The organism is Burkholderia sp. S-53 (assembly GCF_025560745.1).
Classification (GTDB): domain Bacteria; phylum Pseudomonadota; class Gammaproteobacteria; order Burkholderiales; family Burkholderiaceae; genus Burkholderia; species Burkholderia pyrrocinia.
The window spans coordinates 163297-177634 of record NZ_CP090484.1 but is presented as its reverse complement, the minus strand read 5'-3'; the positions used below and the strand labels follow the sequence as shown (position 1 = coordinate 177634).

Here is a 14338-nt window from a genome sequence, read left to right as displayed (position 1 = left end):
CGCACGGAAACGGCCATGGCAGCGTCGCTGCACCGGCGCCTGTTTCCGCTCGTGCTCGCGAGCCTCGTTGCGTTCGCGTGGGTCACGCTGTGGGCGTGGACACGCAGTCCGTACGGGCGTTATCTCGAGCACGGCGACGGTGGCGCCTCCGACCCGTTCAGCGCACTGTGTCGCGCGCTGCCGGGCGGCTCGCTATGGCTGCCGGCCGTGCTCGACGCGGCCGCCTGGACCCTGATGATCCTGGCGATGATGCTGCCGACGACGCTGTCGCTGTTCGACGCGTTCGCGCGCGTCGTCTCGAACCGCCCGGACCAGACGCGCCTGCTCGCGCTCGTCGGCGTCGGCTACGTCGTCGTGTGGAGCGGATTCGGCCTCGTCGCGCACGGCCTGCATGCGCTGGTGCTGATGGGCGTCGCGCAGGTGCCGGCGCTAGCGTGGCGCGGCTGGCTGATCGGCGCGGCCGTGTTCGCGCTCGCCGGCGCATTTCAGTTCAGCAGGCTGAAGGAACACTGCCTGGATCGTTGCCGCACCCCTTTCGGTTTCGTGATCAGCCGCTGGCGCGGCCGCACGCCGTTGCGGCACGCGTTTGCGCTGGGCGCAAGCCACGGGCTCTTCTGCGTCGGGTGCTGCTGGGCGCTGATGCTGCTGATGTTCGTCGTCGGCGCCGGCAGTCTCGGCTGGATGCTGTCGCTGGCCGCGCTGATGGCCATCGAAAAGAATGCAGTGTGGGGACGTCAGCTCACGGCGCCGCTCGGCGCCGCGCTGTTCGGCGTGGCCGTGCTGATCGTCGCGAACCACGCGTGAGGCCCGCGATGCGCCCGCCCGCCTCCGCCTTCGCGCTGCACGTGCGGCCAGGCGTGCGGGTGGCCGCGCTGACGTCCGTCGCAATGCTTGCATTCGCGTCGAATTCGCTGCTGTGCCGGCTCGCGCTGCAGGCCGGGCGGATCGACGCGGCCAGCTTCGGCAGCGTGCGCCTCGTGTCGGGCGCGCTGATGCTCGCGATCGTCGCGCGCGCAGGGGCGCGACGGCCCGCCCCGCCCGCGGACTGGCCCGCGGCGGCGATGCTGTTCGCCTATGTCGCGTGCTTCTCGTTCGCGTACCTGACCGTCAGTGCCGCAACCGGCGCGCTGATCCTGTTCGGCGCGGTGCAACTGACGATGTTCGCGGCGGGATGGCGCGCCGGCGAACGGTTCGCCCCGGCAGGCTGGGCCGGGTTCGGCGTCGCGCTCGGCGGGCTGCTGTATCTCGTGTCGCCGGGGCTCGCAGCGCCGACGCCACAAGGCGCCGCGCTGATGACGGCCGCCGGCGTTGCATGGGGCATCTATTCGATACGCGGCCGCAAGCCTGTCGATCCGGTCGCGGCGACCGCCGGCAATTTCCTGCGTGCCGCACCGCTGGCGCTCGCGTTGAGCGTCGCGCTCGCCGCCCGCACGCACGTGACACCGGCCGGCGTCGCGCTTGCGGTCATTTCCGGTGCGCTCACATCGGGCCTCGGCTACGTCGTCTGGTATGCCGCGCTGCGGCACCTCACGGCCATGCGCGCCGCGGCAATCCAGTTGTCGGTGCCGCCGATCGCCGCGTGCGGCGCCGTGCTGCTCCTGTCGGAACAGCCGACCTGGCGGCTCGCGCTTGCATCGGCCGCCATCCTCGGTGGCGTCGCGGCGGTGCTCGCGACCCGTGCCCGCCGTGCGGGTACCACGCCGTAACGGCAGGCAGGCGGACCGCGCTCGCCCCGGCGCATTCGCGCATGCAGAAATGAAAAACCAGTCCACGGATACCGTGCACGGGTTTCGGGGGAAGCGGCAAACCGGGCGCCATCTCGGGCGCCGACCGCCTTACTGGCCGCCGAAGTACACCGAAGTTCGATCAGCGGCGGCCGACACCACCACGCGCTGGCCCGACTGCGACGTCGCGGCTGCCTTCTCACCGCAGCCCGTTGCGTCGCCTTGAGCACCGGTGTTCTGCGCGGCGGCGATTCTTGCCTGCGCAGATTGTCGGCCGGCGCGATGCGCCCCGTGGACGGGCCGTCCGGCAGCGCTCGCCCACGGCATGGTGAAGTCGCGCGCGCCGCCCATCGACGCGGCTTCATGGCGGCAAAATCAGAGCGCGATCAACGACGCGCAAGTGCGTGACATCTTCGGCGCGCTGCTCACGGGCGCCGCAAGATGTCCGCGACCGATTCGGCCGACGGCAATTCGTAGGTCCGCCAGATCAGCGCGCCAGCCCGGTCGATCACCTGGACCTGCGTGCTGTGATTGTCGAGTCCCGTGAGGCCGCCGCCAAACAGCGCCTGCAATGTGTCGACATCCTTCGGTTCCGGCGCGGCCGCGATCCAGCCCGGCCTCGCATCGAAGCGCGCGAGCCACGCGCGCATCCGCGCGGGCGTGTCCTCGAACGGACTGATGCTAAGCGACAGCAACTGCACGTCGGGGTGCCTGTGCGGCCCCAGCAATCCTTGCACGCGCTGGAACACGGCGCCCTGGATAGGACAGGTCGACGAACAACCGGTGAAAAATAGCTGCAATGCCGTCACCCGGCCGTTCAGCAGCGCGTGCAAACGGGTCGCGCGGCCGTCTGCGGTGTGTACCGGTACGTCCGGCACCGGTACAGGCGGCGTGACGCGCCCGCCGTGATAGCCGACGATCGGCACGGCAGGCGCCGGGCCCGGTCGCAGCGCCGCCAGCGCAAGCGCCGCCGTCAGCCACGCGCGCCGCCGACGGGCGTGCGCGTCGAGCGCGCTCATGCCCCGCCTCCGTTCAAATATCGCCAGAGCGCGGTGCAGTCGCGTTCATTGAGCGTGTAGCGCGGCATCTCGACGTTGACGAGGACATAGGCCGGATCGAGGCCGGTGCGCAGCAGCACGCAGAAGGCGTCGCGATCGTAGCGCGTCAGCGGGCCGCCGCGCCGGCCGCGCGGCGCAGTCAGCCAGTCGTGCGTGAGACGCGGCGCAAGCGAGTTCGGCACGGCTGGCCCCGCGCCCGCCGCATGGCAGTTCGCGCAGCGCACCACAGGCGGCGGCAGGCTGTCCGGATGCGTCGACAGCCGCCCTTGCAGCGGCGCGGCGCCGTCGAAGAGCGCCTGACCGCGCGCGGCGGCATCGCCGGCCGCGGCGGCGCTGCCGCCGTACATCGCCATGGCGACGCACGCGCCTGCCAGCCGCGCCGCCACGCGCCGCCCGAATCGCGGATGCGGCGTCACGAGATCTGCAACGACGTCGACACGCTCGGCACGCCGTTCGCGTCGAGCGCGAACAGCATGTAATAGCCGGGCAGCACCACGCCGGCGTCCGACGGGATCGCGAGCCGGTACGATGTCCCGCTCGCATTGACGATGGACAGCGGAATGCGGCGCTGATCGTTGTTCGTCGTGTGCGTCACCGACGACAGGCGCATCAGCACGAACGACGCGACCGGACCGCGCGTCGCGACCTCGATCGATGCGCCGCGACTCGTCGCCGAAGGCGCGCTCGCGATTGCGGGGCGCCCGGCCGGCGAGCCATCGGCATTGAGCAGATAGGGCGGCGTGAGGATCTCCGCGTTCAGGTGATTGTTCACGCAGCCGGTGCCGCACTGCCCGCCGCCGCCCGCGAACACGCGGCCGTCCGGCAGCAGGATCGCCGTGCTGTGATAGGTGCGCGGCGTCTGCATCGGCTTCAGCAGATTGAAGCGCTGGGTCTTCGGGTTCCAGATCTCCGGAACCATGATCGCCGTGGTGTCGGTGAACGGCATCGGCAAGCTCTGGCCGCCGATCATCACGATGCTGCCGTCCGGCAGAATGACGCTGTTCGCGAACGCGCGCTGGTAGGTCATCCCGTTCAGGCGTTGCACCGTGACCGGCTGGTTCGGCCCGCGCGTGATGTCGATCTGGTAGACCGCATTCGATGCATAACTCGACGCGCTGCCGTTCTGCTGGTACGACTTCGCGCCACCGGCCTTCAGGATCTTGCCGATGTCGTATAGCGACGCCGTGCCGTTGATGCTGTAAGGATCGGCGCCGCGCGTGCCGGCGGACTGGATCGTGCCGCTGCCGTTGGTCGAGATCCAGTTCATCTGCGCACTCGGGCCGGCGTGGAACACGCTGCCGTTGCTCTGCGCGAACAGCCACAGGTGGTTATCGCCCCGATAGATGCCTTGCGGATCCGGACCCACGATGCCGGTTTCCGGCACGCCGGACAGCACCGTCCAGTTGGCGCCGTTCCAGACTTCCGCGCTCTTACCGCCTTGGCCGCCGCTCCACGAGCCGCCAAGCGTCAGCACCGAGCCATTCGACAGCAGTGTGTCGCCCTGATAGCCGCGCGGAATGTTCATCGTCGCCGATGCGCTCCACGTGTTGCTGTTCCAGTCGTACAGCGTCGTCTTCGGACTGCTGTCGCCACCGTTCACGAGCAACCTGCCGTCGGACAGCATCGCCGTGCCCGGGCAGAACATGTCCGAGCCCGCGGACGTCTCCAGGAATTGAGTCGCCCGGTTCGTCGCGGGGTCGAACAGCGCTGTCTGCGTCTGCGTAGCCGTGTTGCCGACGTCGTTCTGGAAGCTGAAGGTCTGGTCCGCCGACCACATCACGAGCTTGCCGTTCGGCACGTTCGCAATGCCGATCGGATTGACCGGCAGCGGGATGACGGCACTCCACGCCGACGGCAGCGTAACCGGGAAACTCTGCGGCAGGCCAAGCGTGAACTGGTCGTTCAGCGCGGTCGCACCCTGGCACGGGTACTGGACCAGCGCAGCGCCGTCCGTGAGCGCGCCGCCGCTCACGTTCAGGCAAATGCCGCTCGCAACCGACACCAGCCGGTAGTTCGAGCCTGACGCGGCAGCGACGGTCCACTGGTCGTTCGTTTGCGCATCGCTTTGGCACGGATACTGGATCACCGGCGTGCCGCTCCCTCCCGTGCCGCCCGACACGTTCAGGCACTGCCCGGTGCGCTGGGACACGACGTGATAGCCGCTGCCGGCCGGCAGCAGCGACCAGCCCGCGTTGCTCTGGGTCGAGCACGCGCCCTGCACGATCGCGGCACCCGCATTGGTCGAATTGCCGCTGACCGTCAGACAACGACCGCTGCTCGCGGACACGATGTTGGAGAATGCGGCGACCGGCAGATACAGGTTGAACTGGTCGTTCAGCGCGGTCGCACCCTGACACGGATACTGGATCAACTGCGCGCCCGACGCGCGCGAGCCGCCGTTGACGTTCAAGCACATGCCGCTCAAGACCGACACGATCCGGTAGCTTGCGCCGACGGCCGTGATGGTCCACTGGTCGTTGGTCAGGTTGTCGCCCTGGCACGGATACTGGATAAGCGGCGTGCCGATGGCACGCGAGCTGCCCGGCACGTTCAGGCACAGGCCGCTGCCCTGCAACACGATGTGATAATTCGCGCCGACGGGCACGAACGACCACGTCGTGTTGCCCTGTCCCGCGCACGAGACCTGCACGACGCCCGCGCCGGGGGCGGCCGAGTTGCCCGCAATCGCGACGCACTGCCCGCTGTCCGCCGACACGATGTCGGAATAAGACGCCGTGACGGCCGCCGCGGCGCTCGACGGCAGCCACGCAACGAAAATCGACACGCACACGCACAAGAACGCCTGTCTCCAGGCAAGCCCAGACACTTGCATGATCCCCCCATGGTCCCGTTTTAATTTCCGGTCGTATTAAAACGTCGAACACCTGGATCGGGATGTACGGTGGGCCACTCAATGGAGACGACGCAAAAAAGCCCGCACTCGTCACGAGCGCGGGCTTTTCGATACCACTTTGGCCGCGGCCCCGAAGGCCGCTATCCGGCCACCGGCTTAGTGGCCAAAGTACACCGACGTACGATCGGCGGCGGCCGGCACGACCACGCGCTGGCCCGACTGCGACGTCGCGGCTGCATTCGCGCCGTAGCCCGTTGCGTCGGCTTGTGCGCCGGTGTTCTGCGCGGCGGCGATCTTTGCCTGGGCGGCCTGGATGTTTTCCGGGTAGTTCATCCAGTCGTTCGGGTTGTAGCCGGCCTTTTCGAGCTGGGCCAGCTCGGCGCGCACTTGCGCGCGCGTCAGCGGCTGCTGGTTCGATTGGGCGAACGAGACGACCGGTGCAGCAACGAGAGCGGCCAGTGCAACTGCCTTGATCAGCGATTTCATGATGCGTTACCTCCAGGATTGTTTTGTCAGGCGCTTCGGACTCGGGGTCGTTGCGCATGAGTAGAAGTCTAGGAGGCGTGGCTATCAGGGTAAATACTTAAATCGCAAATTCACTGTTGACGGAAAAAGTACAATCTCGCGGGAATAGCCATATTCATCAGATGATTATCGGCACTCATGCGCCGAATGCGGTGATACGGCATTCGGCGCGCGCTGCCAGCGCGTCAGCGCAGCGGGTCGGCGTCCGCTGCCGCCATCAGCCTGTCGAACAACAGTGCCTTGAGGCGGACCAGGTCGTCGGCGCCGGTCTCGTCGAATGCGGCGTGATGAAGCGTCAGCGCCGGCGCCGCCGGATCGGCATGCGCGGCCCGTACCGTACCTTCGAGCGCCAGCCATTCGACGCGGTCGCCGGCCGCGTACGGCAGCAGCACGCGCAACGGCTCGCCGGCCGCGGCGATGGTCCGGTCGAACGCGACCGACAGCCCGCTCAGGCTGATGTCGTGCACCATGCCGATGCTTTCCGCGCCATCCGCTCCACCGGTGCAGCAGGCCGCGATCCGCGCCGGCACGCGCGGCTCCGCGCGCGTGCGCAGCCTGTCGACGAAGCCCGGCGGCGACAGGATCATGAACGGCGCGGCACCCGACGTCTGCACCGACTCGACCGTCGCGCCGAACCGGGACACCGCGGCACGGCCGATCGCCACTGCCTCGATGTCGTCGCCGCGCGCGAATTCGAGCACGGCCGCCGGCTGCGGCTCGACGAACAGTGCGCCCGACGCGGCGACCCCGATCAGCCGGCAGCGCTGCAGCGTGCGTGTCGTGCCGACCCGGCGGCGGATGCCGATCGCGGCGCCGGCCGACAACCCCATGCGCGTGGCGGGCGGCACCGCACCGGGGCCGCGCGGATCGGTTTCGGTGTCATCGCGCACGCGCACGGGCCGGAAATGATCGAACAGGAAAGCATGCTGCGCGGCATCGCGCAGTGTCGTGCCGGCCGGCAGCAGCGCGGCGCCGTCGGCATCGTAGAGATCGAAGCCGAGCGGAACGCCGGCGCAGAGATCGTCGCGCACGAGCGCGACATAGTCGCTGGGAAGTCGCATCGGAGAGGCGCGCGGCGCGACCGCGCGAGCTGTCGTGACAACGTGATTACGGCAGCTTCGCGCGAAATCTGAACGGCTCCGTTACTGAGAGGCCCCCGTCGTGTCGGGGGAGACCGGCGCGGGCGGCTGGGTCGGCGTGGCGGACGGTGCGGTTGCCGGTGCGGCGCCGGTGCCCGAGCCGACACCGCTCGTCGTACTCGCGCCCGCTGCCGGCGGCGGTGCGGGCTGCGGTTGCGATGCGCCGGCCGACAGTGCCGCGGCCGATGCGGCCACTTCAGATGCCGGTATCCATTCCTCGACGATGCCGCCGGACGCCGCTTCGGGCGCCGATGCCGCCGACGCGGCCGATGCCGCGCCTTCGTCGGCTTCCGATGGAGGCTCGACACGCTGCGTCCTGACGGGTGTGGGCGTCTTCTTCGGCTCGGTCCTGAACCACGTGTCGAACAGATCCGTCGCACGCTCGCGCAGCGACGCGAACCAGCCGGGCGACGGCTCGGTATCGAATTTCGCCTTCGTGTCGACGATCCGGGCGCGCTGCGCGCGCTGAAAGAAATCGCCGACGATCGGCAGCGCGCTGTGCGCGCCCTGCCCCCAGTAATCGCTGCGCAGCGTCACGCGGCCGTCGTCGAAACCGACCCACGCGCCGGCGACCAGGCCCGGCTGCATCAGGATGAACCAGCCGTCCGCGTTGTCCTGCGTCGTGCCCGTCTTGCCGGCCACGTCGCCACGGATCCCGAAGCGCGTGCGGATGCTGCCGCCCGTGCCGCGCGTCACGACATCACGCATCACGTCGAGCAGCGTCTTGTCGGTTTCGGCGTCGAACGCGCGCTCGGGCGGCGCCGGCGCGTATTCGGCGAGCACGTCGCCCTGGCGGTTTTCGATGCGCGTCACCATTTGCGGCTCGACGTACAGCCCGCCGTTCGCGATCGTCGCGTACGACGCGACCATCTCCTTCAGCGTGACCGGGCTCGTGCCGAGCGCGAGCGACGGCACGCGTTCGAGCGGGCTTTCGCGCACGCCCATGTCGCGCGCGAGCCGCGCGACGGCCGCGGGCCCGACCTTCTCCATCACCTGCGCGGTGATCCGGTTGCGCGACAGCGCGACCGCGTCGCGCAGCGTCATCGGTTTGCCGGTCGGCGGCACGTCGTCGTTCGGCCGCCAGATCTCGCCGCCCTTCAGCGGGATCTCGACCGGCTGGTCGATGAACGTGTCGTCCGGCGTCATCCCGCTCGCGAACGCGGCGCCATAGACGAACGGCTTGAACGTCGAGCCCGGCTGGCGCCGCGCCTGCGCGACGTGATCGAACGGCTCGTTGGTAAAGTCGCGGCTGCCGACCCAGGCGCGGATCTGCCCGTCGCGCGGATCGATCGCAACGAAGCCGGCCTGTACGTCGGTCTTCGTCTTGCACAGCGCGCGCATGAAGCCGCGGTCGGCCGCGAGCAGCTTCATCGCGGCCGCGTCGTCCTTGCCGGCGTCCTGCGCGGCCTTGTACTCGGGCGACTCGCGCATGAAGGTGCGGAACACCTCGTTGTCGGTGCCGCAGCCGTCGCGGCCGCTCCACGCGTTGTTCGCGATGCCCTGCAACTGATTGCCCTGCAGCGTGAGCGCCTGCGTCGCCATCTGCTGCAGCCGCGAGTCGATCGTCGTGCGCACGATCAAGCCGTCCGAGTAGATGTTGTAGTCGTTGCGGTCGGCCCACGCGATCAGCCACTTGCGCAACTGCTGCGCGAAATGCGGCGCGGGCCCCGGCGGCTCCTTCTGGCGCTCGAAATCGATGCGCAGCGGCCGGCGCTGCAACTGCGCGAATTGCGCCGCCGACAGCTTGCCGTACTTCACCATCTGGCCCAGCACCGTATTGCGCCGCTGCAGCGCGCGCTCGGGATTCAGCACCGGGTTGTAGTAGCTGTTGCCCTTCAGCATCCCGACGAGCGTCGCGCTGTCGAGCACGTCGAGTTCGTCGGCCGACTTGTCGAAATAGGTGCGTGCGGCCATCTCGACGCCGTACGCGTTGTACAGGAACGGTACCGTGTTCAGGTAGGTCTCGAGGATCTGGTCCTTGCTGTAGACGGCCTCGATCTTCAGCGCGGTGATCGCCTCCTTCATCTTGCGCGTGAGCGTCGGCGCGCGGCCGATCTCGTCCGGATACAGGTTGCGCGCGAGCTGCTGGGTGATCGTCGAGCCGCCCTGGCGGCTGCCCGAGAACGTATGGAGCGCGGCCGACGCGGTGCGTTTCCAGTCGAGGCCGTGATGCTCGTAGAAGCGATGGTCCTCGGTCGCGATCAGCGCGTCGACCATGTGCGGCGAGATCTGCTTGAGCGGCACCCACTCGCGGTTCGACGGCTTGAATTCGGCCAGCAGCTTGCCGTCGGCGGACAGCACCTGCGCGGGCTGGTCGACGCGCGCCTTGCGGATGTCGCCGATGCCCGGCGTGAACGGGATCAGCACGATCACGTACAGCGCGAACAGCGACGGCACGGCGGCGGCCGTCAGCAGCACGCCGCGGCGCGTCGGATGACGGAGATGGTGCCATGCGGCGGCGGCGAGAGGCTTGACCCTCGCGACGGCGGCAGCCGCGACGGGTTGGGCGCGCGCGACCCAACTGGCACAGAAGTCACGCACTGACGACACGTTTCGGCGATTCACGCGGGTGGGGCTCGGCTGAAAAGGGTGCATCGTACCAAAACTCGCGCGGCCCGCCGGCCCGTGGCGGTGCGGCGCCGGCGCACACAGCGCGGTGCGGCGACCGTTCGCACGCAAAAAAGGCGCGCGCTCCGCAACGGGAACGACGCGCCAAGCCTGGTACAACAACCGGGTGGCCGCGCGGCGGCGGCCGATCGGCGCCGCGAATCAGCGCACGAGAAAACCGTAGGTCAGCGGATCGCGCTCGTCGACGATCCAGTTCGCGAAACCGCAGATATGCGCGCTGCCCTCCACTTCCGGGATCACGGCCGGGATGTCGCCGACCGTCGTCTCGCGCAGCACGCGCCCCTTGAAGATCGTGCCGACGATCGATTCGTTGACGAGCGTGTCGCCGGCCGCGAGCAACCCGCGCTGGTACAGCTGCGCGACGCGCCCGCCGGTGCCGGAGCCCGTCGGCGAGCGGTCGACCTCGCGATCCGCGAACACGCAGCAGTTCGCCTGCGTCGAGCCCGGATGGCGCGGCGCATTTGCGATGATCGTGCCGTAGATATGGTTGATTTCCGGAATCTCCGGGTGCACGACCGGGTATTTCGCGTTCGCGGCAGCCTTCACTTCCGCGCCGAAGCGGATCAGCCGTTCCACCGCCGCTTCGCGCACCGGCAGGTCGAACGGCGCGCCGTCGACGTAGAAATAGAACGCGCCGCCATACGCGATGTCGCCGGTCACGGTGCCGAACGACGGCGTGTCGACCGACACGTCGCGCCGCCAGATGAACGACGGCACGTTGACGAAGCGCACCGGCCCCGCATGCTCGCCGTCCCACTTGACGAAGGCCTCGATGAAGCCGCACGGCGCGTCGATGCCGACCCGCGTTTCCGGCACAGTGCGCTGCACCCAGCCGAGTTCGACCGCGGCGGTCGACAGCGCGATCACGCCGTGCCCGCAATGGTCGCTGTAGCCTTCGTTGTGCACGAAGATCACGCCGAAATCGGCGTTCGGCGACACGGGCTCGGTCAGGTAGCCACCGTACATGTCGGCGTGGCCGCGCGGTTCGAACATCAGCGCGCGGCGGATCTCGTCGGCGTTTTCCTTGAGCCACGCGCGGCGCTGGACGATCGTGTCGCCCGGCAGACGCGGCAGCCCGCTCGTGACGATGCGGAACGCTTCGCCGCCCGTATGGACTTCGACGGTGGAAAGGGATCGGGAAATTTTCATGGTCGATCGAATGCGTTGAAACGAAGGACGGCGGCCAGGCCGCCGTCCGATGGCAGGCTGGCCGGGTTATTTCGCGTACGGCTCGGGCAGGCCGTTGCGGATCACGTAGACGGTCGTCGGCGCACCCTTCAAGTCGCCGTTCGCGTCGAACGAATAAGTGCCCGCGACACCCGCATAGTTCGACTTCGCGAGCTGCGCGATCAGCTTCGCCTTGTCGGTGGTCGTGCCGGCCTTGACCATCGCGTCGGCGAGCAGCTTCGCGCCGTCGTAGTAGTTGACGCCGTAGACCTGCGTATCCGTGTGGTACGCGTCGTGGTACTTCTTCAGGAATTCGCGCCCGGCCGGCGTCTTCTCGAGCGCGACGCCGCCCTGTGCGCAGTAGACGATCGATGCCGCTTCGCCCGCCACCTTGCCCATGTCGGCCGAGCAGATGCCGTCGCCGCCCAGCAGCTTCGCGCGCAGCCCGCGCTGCTTCATCTGCTTGGCCATCGGCGCGCCCTGAGCCGCATAGCCGCCGAAGAAGATCACGTCCGGGTTGCTGGCCTTGATCTTGGTGAGAATGCCGAGGAAATCGGTAGCCGACGAGCTCGTGAATTCCTGGTCGACGATCTTGATGCCGTTCGCTTTCGCGACGTTCATGAACTGCTCGGCGACGCCCTGCCCGTACGCGGTGCGATCGTCGATGACGGCCGCGGTTTTCGCGTTCAGCGTCTTCGCGGCAAACGTGCCCATCGTGCCGCCGAGCTGTTCGTCGCTTGCGCCGATCCGGAAGATGTTCTTGAAGCCCTGCTTCGTGAGTGCCGGATTCGACGCCACCGGCAGGATCGGCACGCCGGCATTCGAGTACACGCGCGACGCCGGAATCGCGACGCCCGAGTTGTACGGCCCGAGCACGGCGACGACGCCCTTGTCGACGAGGTTCTGCGCGACCTGCACGCCCGCCTTCGGGTCGGCCTGGTCGTCGTCGGACACCAGCTTGAACGTGACGGTCTTGCCGGCAACCTTCACGCCGGCCTTGTTGAGTTCATCGATGGCAAGGCGTACGCCGTTTTCGTTGTCCTTGCCGTTCGCGGCCTGCGGGCCCGTCAGCGGCGCCGAATGGCCGATCATCACGACTTCCTGCGCGTGCGCGGAAGTCAGCGCGCCGGCGGCAACAGCCACCGAGAGCGCGGTAACGAGGGTTCGCATGATGTCTCCTGATTGGTTTTGTGTGAAACCAATGTAGGACACGCGTGGTCACATCGCAAGCAATTTCAAAATAATTTTCGCGATTCTGGTCATAATTCAGACCAGAACGAGGCCGCGCCCGTCACTTCGGCGCGATGTCGCGCCGCACGCGGCGGATGTGCTGCTCGACATAGAACGCGGCCGCATCGGCGTCGCCCGATACGATCGCCTCGTAGATCAGCCGGTGTTCGGACACGTAGAGCCGGATCCGGCCCGCATCGTAGATGCCGTCGTCCTTCAGGCGCTTCCAGAGCGGCTGGTCCATCGTCTTCGCGACCTCGTCCGCGATCTTCACGATCAGCGGGTCGCCGGTCATCAATGCGAGTTGCCGGTGGAACAGCCGGTCGCTTTCGTTCCACAGCGCGCGCTGGTGCGGATCGTCGACGTCGGTGATGGTTTCCATCTGCGCGAGATAGCGCTCGGCGCCCGGGTCGGCGCGGCCGTGCGACGCCGCGAGGCGCGCGATCGCGGGCTCCAGGATCAGCCGCACGTCGAGCGTCGACGTCGGGCTGAAGTCGGCTTCTGACGCCGCGCGCATGTCGCCGCGTTCCGCGAGCACGTCGAGCGGCGACGCAACGACGTAAGTGCCGGAATTGCGCTTCGTAAACACCAGCCCTTCGTTCTGCAGCGCGCCGAGCGCCTCGCGCACGGCCGGCCGGCCGACCTGGAACAGCACCGCGAGCTCGCGCTCGGACGGCAGCCGCGAATCGGCCGCGTAGCGCCCCGCGCGAATCTCGTCGCGGATCTTCTCGGCGACCTGCTCGTAGATCTGCAGCGGCCTGAAACCGCCTTCGAGTGATTCGGGACGCGCGGACATCATCGTATGGCTCCTGCCCGGTCGCGGGCGTGGACTTGGAATGGGTTCGCACTATACCGGAGCGGTGCGGGTATCGAGACCACGGCGACCCTTCTGGACCGATATTAGAACCAAAACCGCCCCTTTGCTTCATTTCCCGGGTTGCGGGTGTGGCTGAAAGTGGTATAGATTCGATCCACGCTGCCCTGTATCACGGTACCCGGCAGCCCCTTTGGCGGGCGCGTCATGCGCCCGTCGTCCACGCTCACCGACGCCTGCGACGTACACGATGACCGCCCCTTCCCGGATTCCCGTTTTCGATGCGGCCGATACGGCCGCGCTGCTCGACTACCCGGCGCTGCTCGCCACGCTCAGGCAAGCCGTCGCCGAGTACGCGGCGGGCGAGATCGTCAGCCCCGAGCGCCTGGTCGTGCCGCTGCAGGCCGGCGGCGTGATGCTGTCGATGCCGTCGAGCGCGCGCGACCTTGCGACCCACAAGCTCGTGAACGTGTGCCCCGGCAACGGCGCGCGCGGGCTGCCGACGATCCTCGGCCAGGTGACCGCGTACGACGCGACCACCGGCGAGATGCGCTTCGCGCTCGACGGCCCGACGGTCACCGGACGCCGCACGGCGGCCGTCACCGCGCTCGGCATCGATGCGCTGCATGGCGTCGCGCCGCGCGACATCCTGCTGATCGGCACCGGCAAGCAGGCGGCCAATCACGCGGAAGCGCTCGCGGCGATCTTTCCCGATGCGCGCCTTCACGTGCGCGGCAGCAGCGCCGCTAGCGCGGCCGCCTTCTGCGCCGCCCACCGCGCGCAAGCGCCGCGGCTCGCACCGCTCGACGGCGACGCGATTCCCGATGCGATCGACGTCGTCGTCACGCTGACGACGAGCCGCACGCCCGTCTACCGCGACGCCGCGCGCGAAGGCCGGCTCGTGGTCGGCGTCGGCGCGTTCACCGCGGATGCGGCCGAGATCGATGCGAACACGGTACGTGGCAGCCGGCTCGTCGTCGACGATCCGGCCGGCGCGCGCCACGAGGCCGGCGACCTGATCGTCGCGCAGGTCGACTGGCAGCAGGTCGCGTCGCTCGCCGACGTACTGAGCGGCGCATTCGCGCTCGGCGGACCGCTGCTGTTCAAGAGTGTCGGCTGCGCCGCGTGGGATCTCGCCGCGTGCCGCACCGCCCGCGCCGCACTGGACGCGCGCCAGGCCGGCTGACCCGGCAGCAAGG

General features: G+C 68.6%; 11 protein-coding genes and 2 pseudogenes. 3 read left to right on the top strand and 10 right to left on the bottom strand.

All coding sequences use genetic code 11. From position 1 onward, the window contains the following. The first annotated feature begins 15 nt into the window (after window positions 1-15). Complete coding sequence (locus LXM88_RS22995; protein WP_262544634.1) at window positions 16-804, top strand: DUF2182 domain-containing protein; 789 nt, start codon at window positions 16-18, stop codon at window positions 802-804. A gap of 8 nt (window positions 805-812) precedes the next feature. Further along, window positions 813-1706, top strand: coding sequence for a DMT family transporter (locus LXM88_RS22990; protein WP_262544633.1), 894 nt, complete (start codon window positions 813-815; stop codon window positions 1704-1706). Window positions 1707-1835: 129 nt separating this feature from the next. Here LXM88_RS22990 and LXM88_RS22985 read toward each other — a convergent pair. The 10 genes and pseudogenes from LXM88_RS22985 to LXM88_RS22940 form a co-directional block, all read right to left on the bottom strand. Further along, a pseudogene (locus LXM88_RS22985) lies at window positions 1836-1994 on the bottom strand (DUF4148 domain-containing protein); the annotation flags it as partial. Between the two features lie 155 nt (window positions 1995-2149). Continuing rightward, window positions 2150-2743, bottom strand: a complete 594-nt coding sequence (locus LXM88_RS22980) for an SCO family protein (protein ID WP_262544630.1) — start codon at window positions 2741-2743, stop codon at window positions 2150-2152. Continuing rightward, window positions 2736-3168 (bottom strand): annotated as a pseudogene (locus LXM88_RS22975) (hypothetical protein); the annotation flags it as partial. The gene LXM88_RS22980 and the pseudogene LXM88_RS22975, both read right to left, overlap by 8 nt. A 26-nt stretch (window positions 3169-3194) precedes the next feature. Next, window positions 3195-5567 (bottom strand): ricin-type beta-trefoil lectin domain protein, encoded by a 2373-nt coding sequence (locus LXM88_RS22970; protein WP_318654708.1) that lies wholly within the window; start codon window positions 5565-5567, stop codon window positions 3195-3197. 225 nt (window positions 5568-5792) lie between these two features. Further along, window positions 5793-6122 carry a DUF4148 domain-containing protein gene (locus tag LXM88_RS22965; RefSeq protein WP_262544627.1) on the bottom strand — a complete coding sequence of 110 codons (330 nt, stop codon included), beginning with the start codon at window positions 6120-6122 and terminating at the stop codon, window positions 5793-5795. A gap of 224 nt (window positions 6123-6346) precedes the next feature. Continuing rightward, complete coding sequence (locus LXM88_RS22960) at window positions 6347-7222, bottom strand: PilZ domain-containing protein (RefSeq protein ID WP_262544625.1); 876 nt, start codon at window positions 7220-7222, stop codon at window positions 6347-6349. Window positions 7223-7303: 81 nt separating this feature from the next. Further along, a complete protein-coding gene (locus LXM88_RS22955; protein WP_262544622.1) occupies window positions 7304-9895 on the bottom strand; it encodes a penicillin-binding protein 1A in 2592 nt (863 codons plus the stop codon). 174 nt (window positions 9896-10069) lie between these two features. Next, the gene (gene lhpH / locus LXM88_RS22950; protein ID WP_065502084.1) at window positions 10070-11077 is read right to left on the bottom strand and encodes a trans-3-hydroxy-L-proline dehydratase; all 1008 of its coding nucleotides are present in this window, start codon (window positions 11075-11077) and stop codon (window positions 10070-10072) included. A 66-nt stretch (window positions 11078-11143) separates the two neighbouring features. After that, window positions 11144-12265 carry a branched-chain amino acid ABC transporter substrate-binding protein gene (locus LXM88_RS22945; protein WP_262544618.1) on the bottom strand — a complete coding sequence of 374 codons (1122 nt, stop codon included), beginning with the start codon at window positions 12263-12265 and terminating at the stop codon, window positions 11144-11146. A 121-nt stretch (window positions 12266-12386) separates the two neighbouring features. After that, the gene (locus LXM88_RS22940; RefSeq protein WP_034179566.1) at window positions 12387-13124 is read right to left on the bottom strand and encodes a FadR/GntR family transcriptional regulator; all 738 of its coding nucleotides are present in this window, start codon (window positions 13122-13124) and stop codon (window positions 12387-12389) included. 265 nt (window positions 13125-13389) lie between these two features. Here LXM88_RS22940 and lhpI point away from each other — a divergent pair, with 265 nt between their 5' ends. Next, complete coding sequence (gene lhpI / locus LXM88_RS22935) at window positions 13390-14325, top strand: bifunctional Delta(1)-pyrroline-2-carboxylate/Delta(1)-piperideine-2-carboxylate reductase (RefSeq protein WP_262544612.1); 936 nt, start codon at window positions 13390-13392, stop codon at window positions 14323-14325. Window positions 14326-14338 lie beyond the last annotated feature (13 nt).

Bases quoted from the DNA above. Each gene is read 5' to 3' on its own strand.
- LXM88_RS22995 (WP_262544634.1), top strand. From the start codon at position 16: ATGGCAGCGTCGCTGCACCGGCGCCTGTTTCCGCTCGTGCTCGCGAGC.
- LXM88_RS22990 (WP_262544633.1), top strand. From the start codon at position 813: ATGCGCCCGCCCGCCTCCGCCTTCGCGCTGCACGTGCGGCCAGGCGTG.
- LXM88_RS22980 (WP_262544630.1), bottom strand. From the start codon at position 2,743: ATGAGCGCGCTCGACGCGCACGCCCGTCGGCGGCGCGCGTGGCTGACG.
- LXM88_RS22965 (WP_262544627.1), bottom strand. From the start codon at position 6,122: ATGAAATCGCTGATCAAGGCAGTTGCACTGGCCGCTCTCGTTGCTGCA.
- LXM88_RS22960 (WP_262544625.1), bottom strand. From the start codon at position 7,222: ATGCGACTTCCCAGCGACTATGTCGCGCTCGTGCGCGACGATCTCTGC.
- LXM88_RS22955 (WP_262544622.1), bottom strand. From the start codon at position 9,895: ATGCACCCTTTTCAGCCGAGCCCCACCCGCGTGAATCGCCGAAACGTG.
- lhpH (WP_065502084.1), bottom strand. From the start codon at position 11,077: ATGAAAATTTCCCGATCCCTTTCCACCGTCGAAGTCCATACGGGCGGC.
- LXM88_RS22945 (WP_262544618.1), bottom strand. From the start codon at position 12,265: ATGCGAACCCTCGTTACCGCGCTCTCGGTGGCTGTTGCCGCCGGCGCG.
- LXM88_RS22940 (WP_034179566.1), bottom strand. From the start codon at position 13,124: ATGATGTCCGCGCGTCCCGAATCACTCGAAGGCGGTTTCAGGCCGCTG.
- lhpI (WP_262544612.1), top strand. From the start codon at position 13,390: ATGACCGCCCCTTCCCGGATTCCCGTTTTCGATGCGGCCGATACGGCC.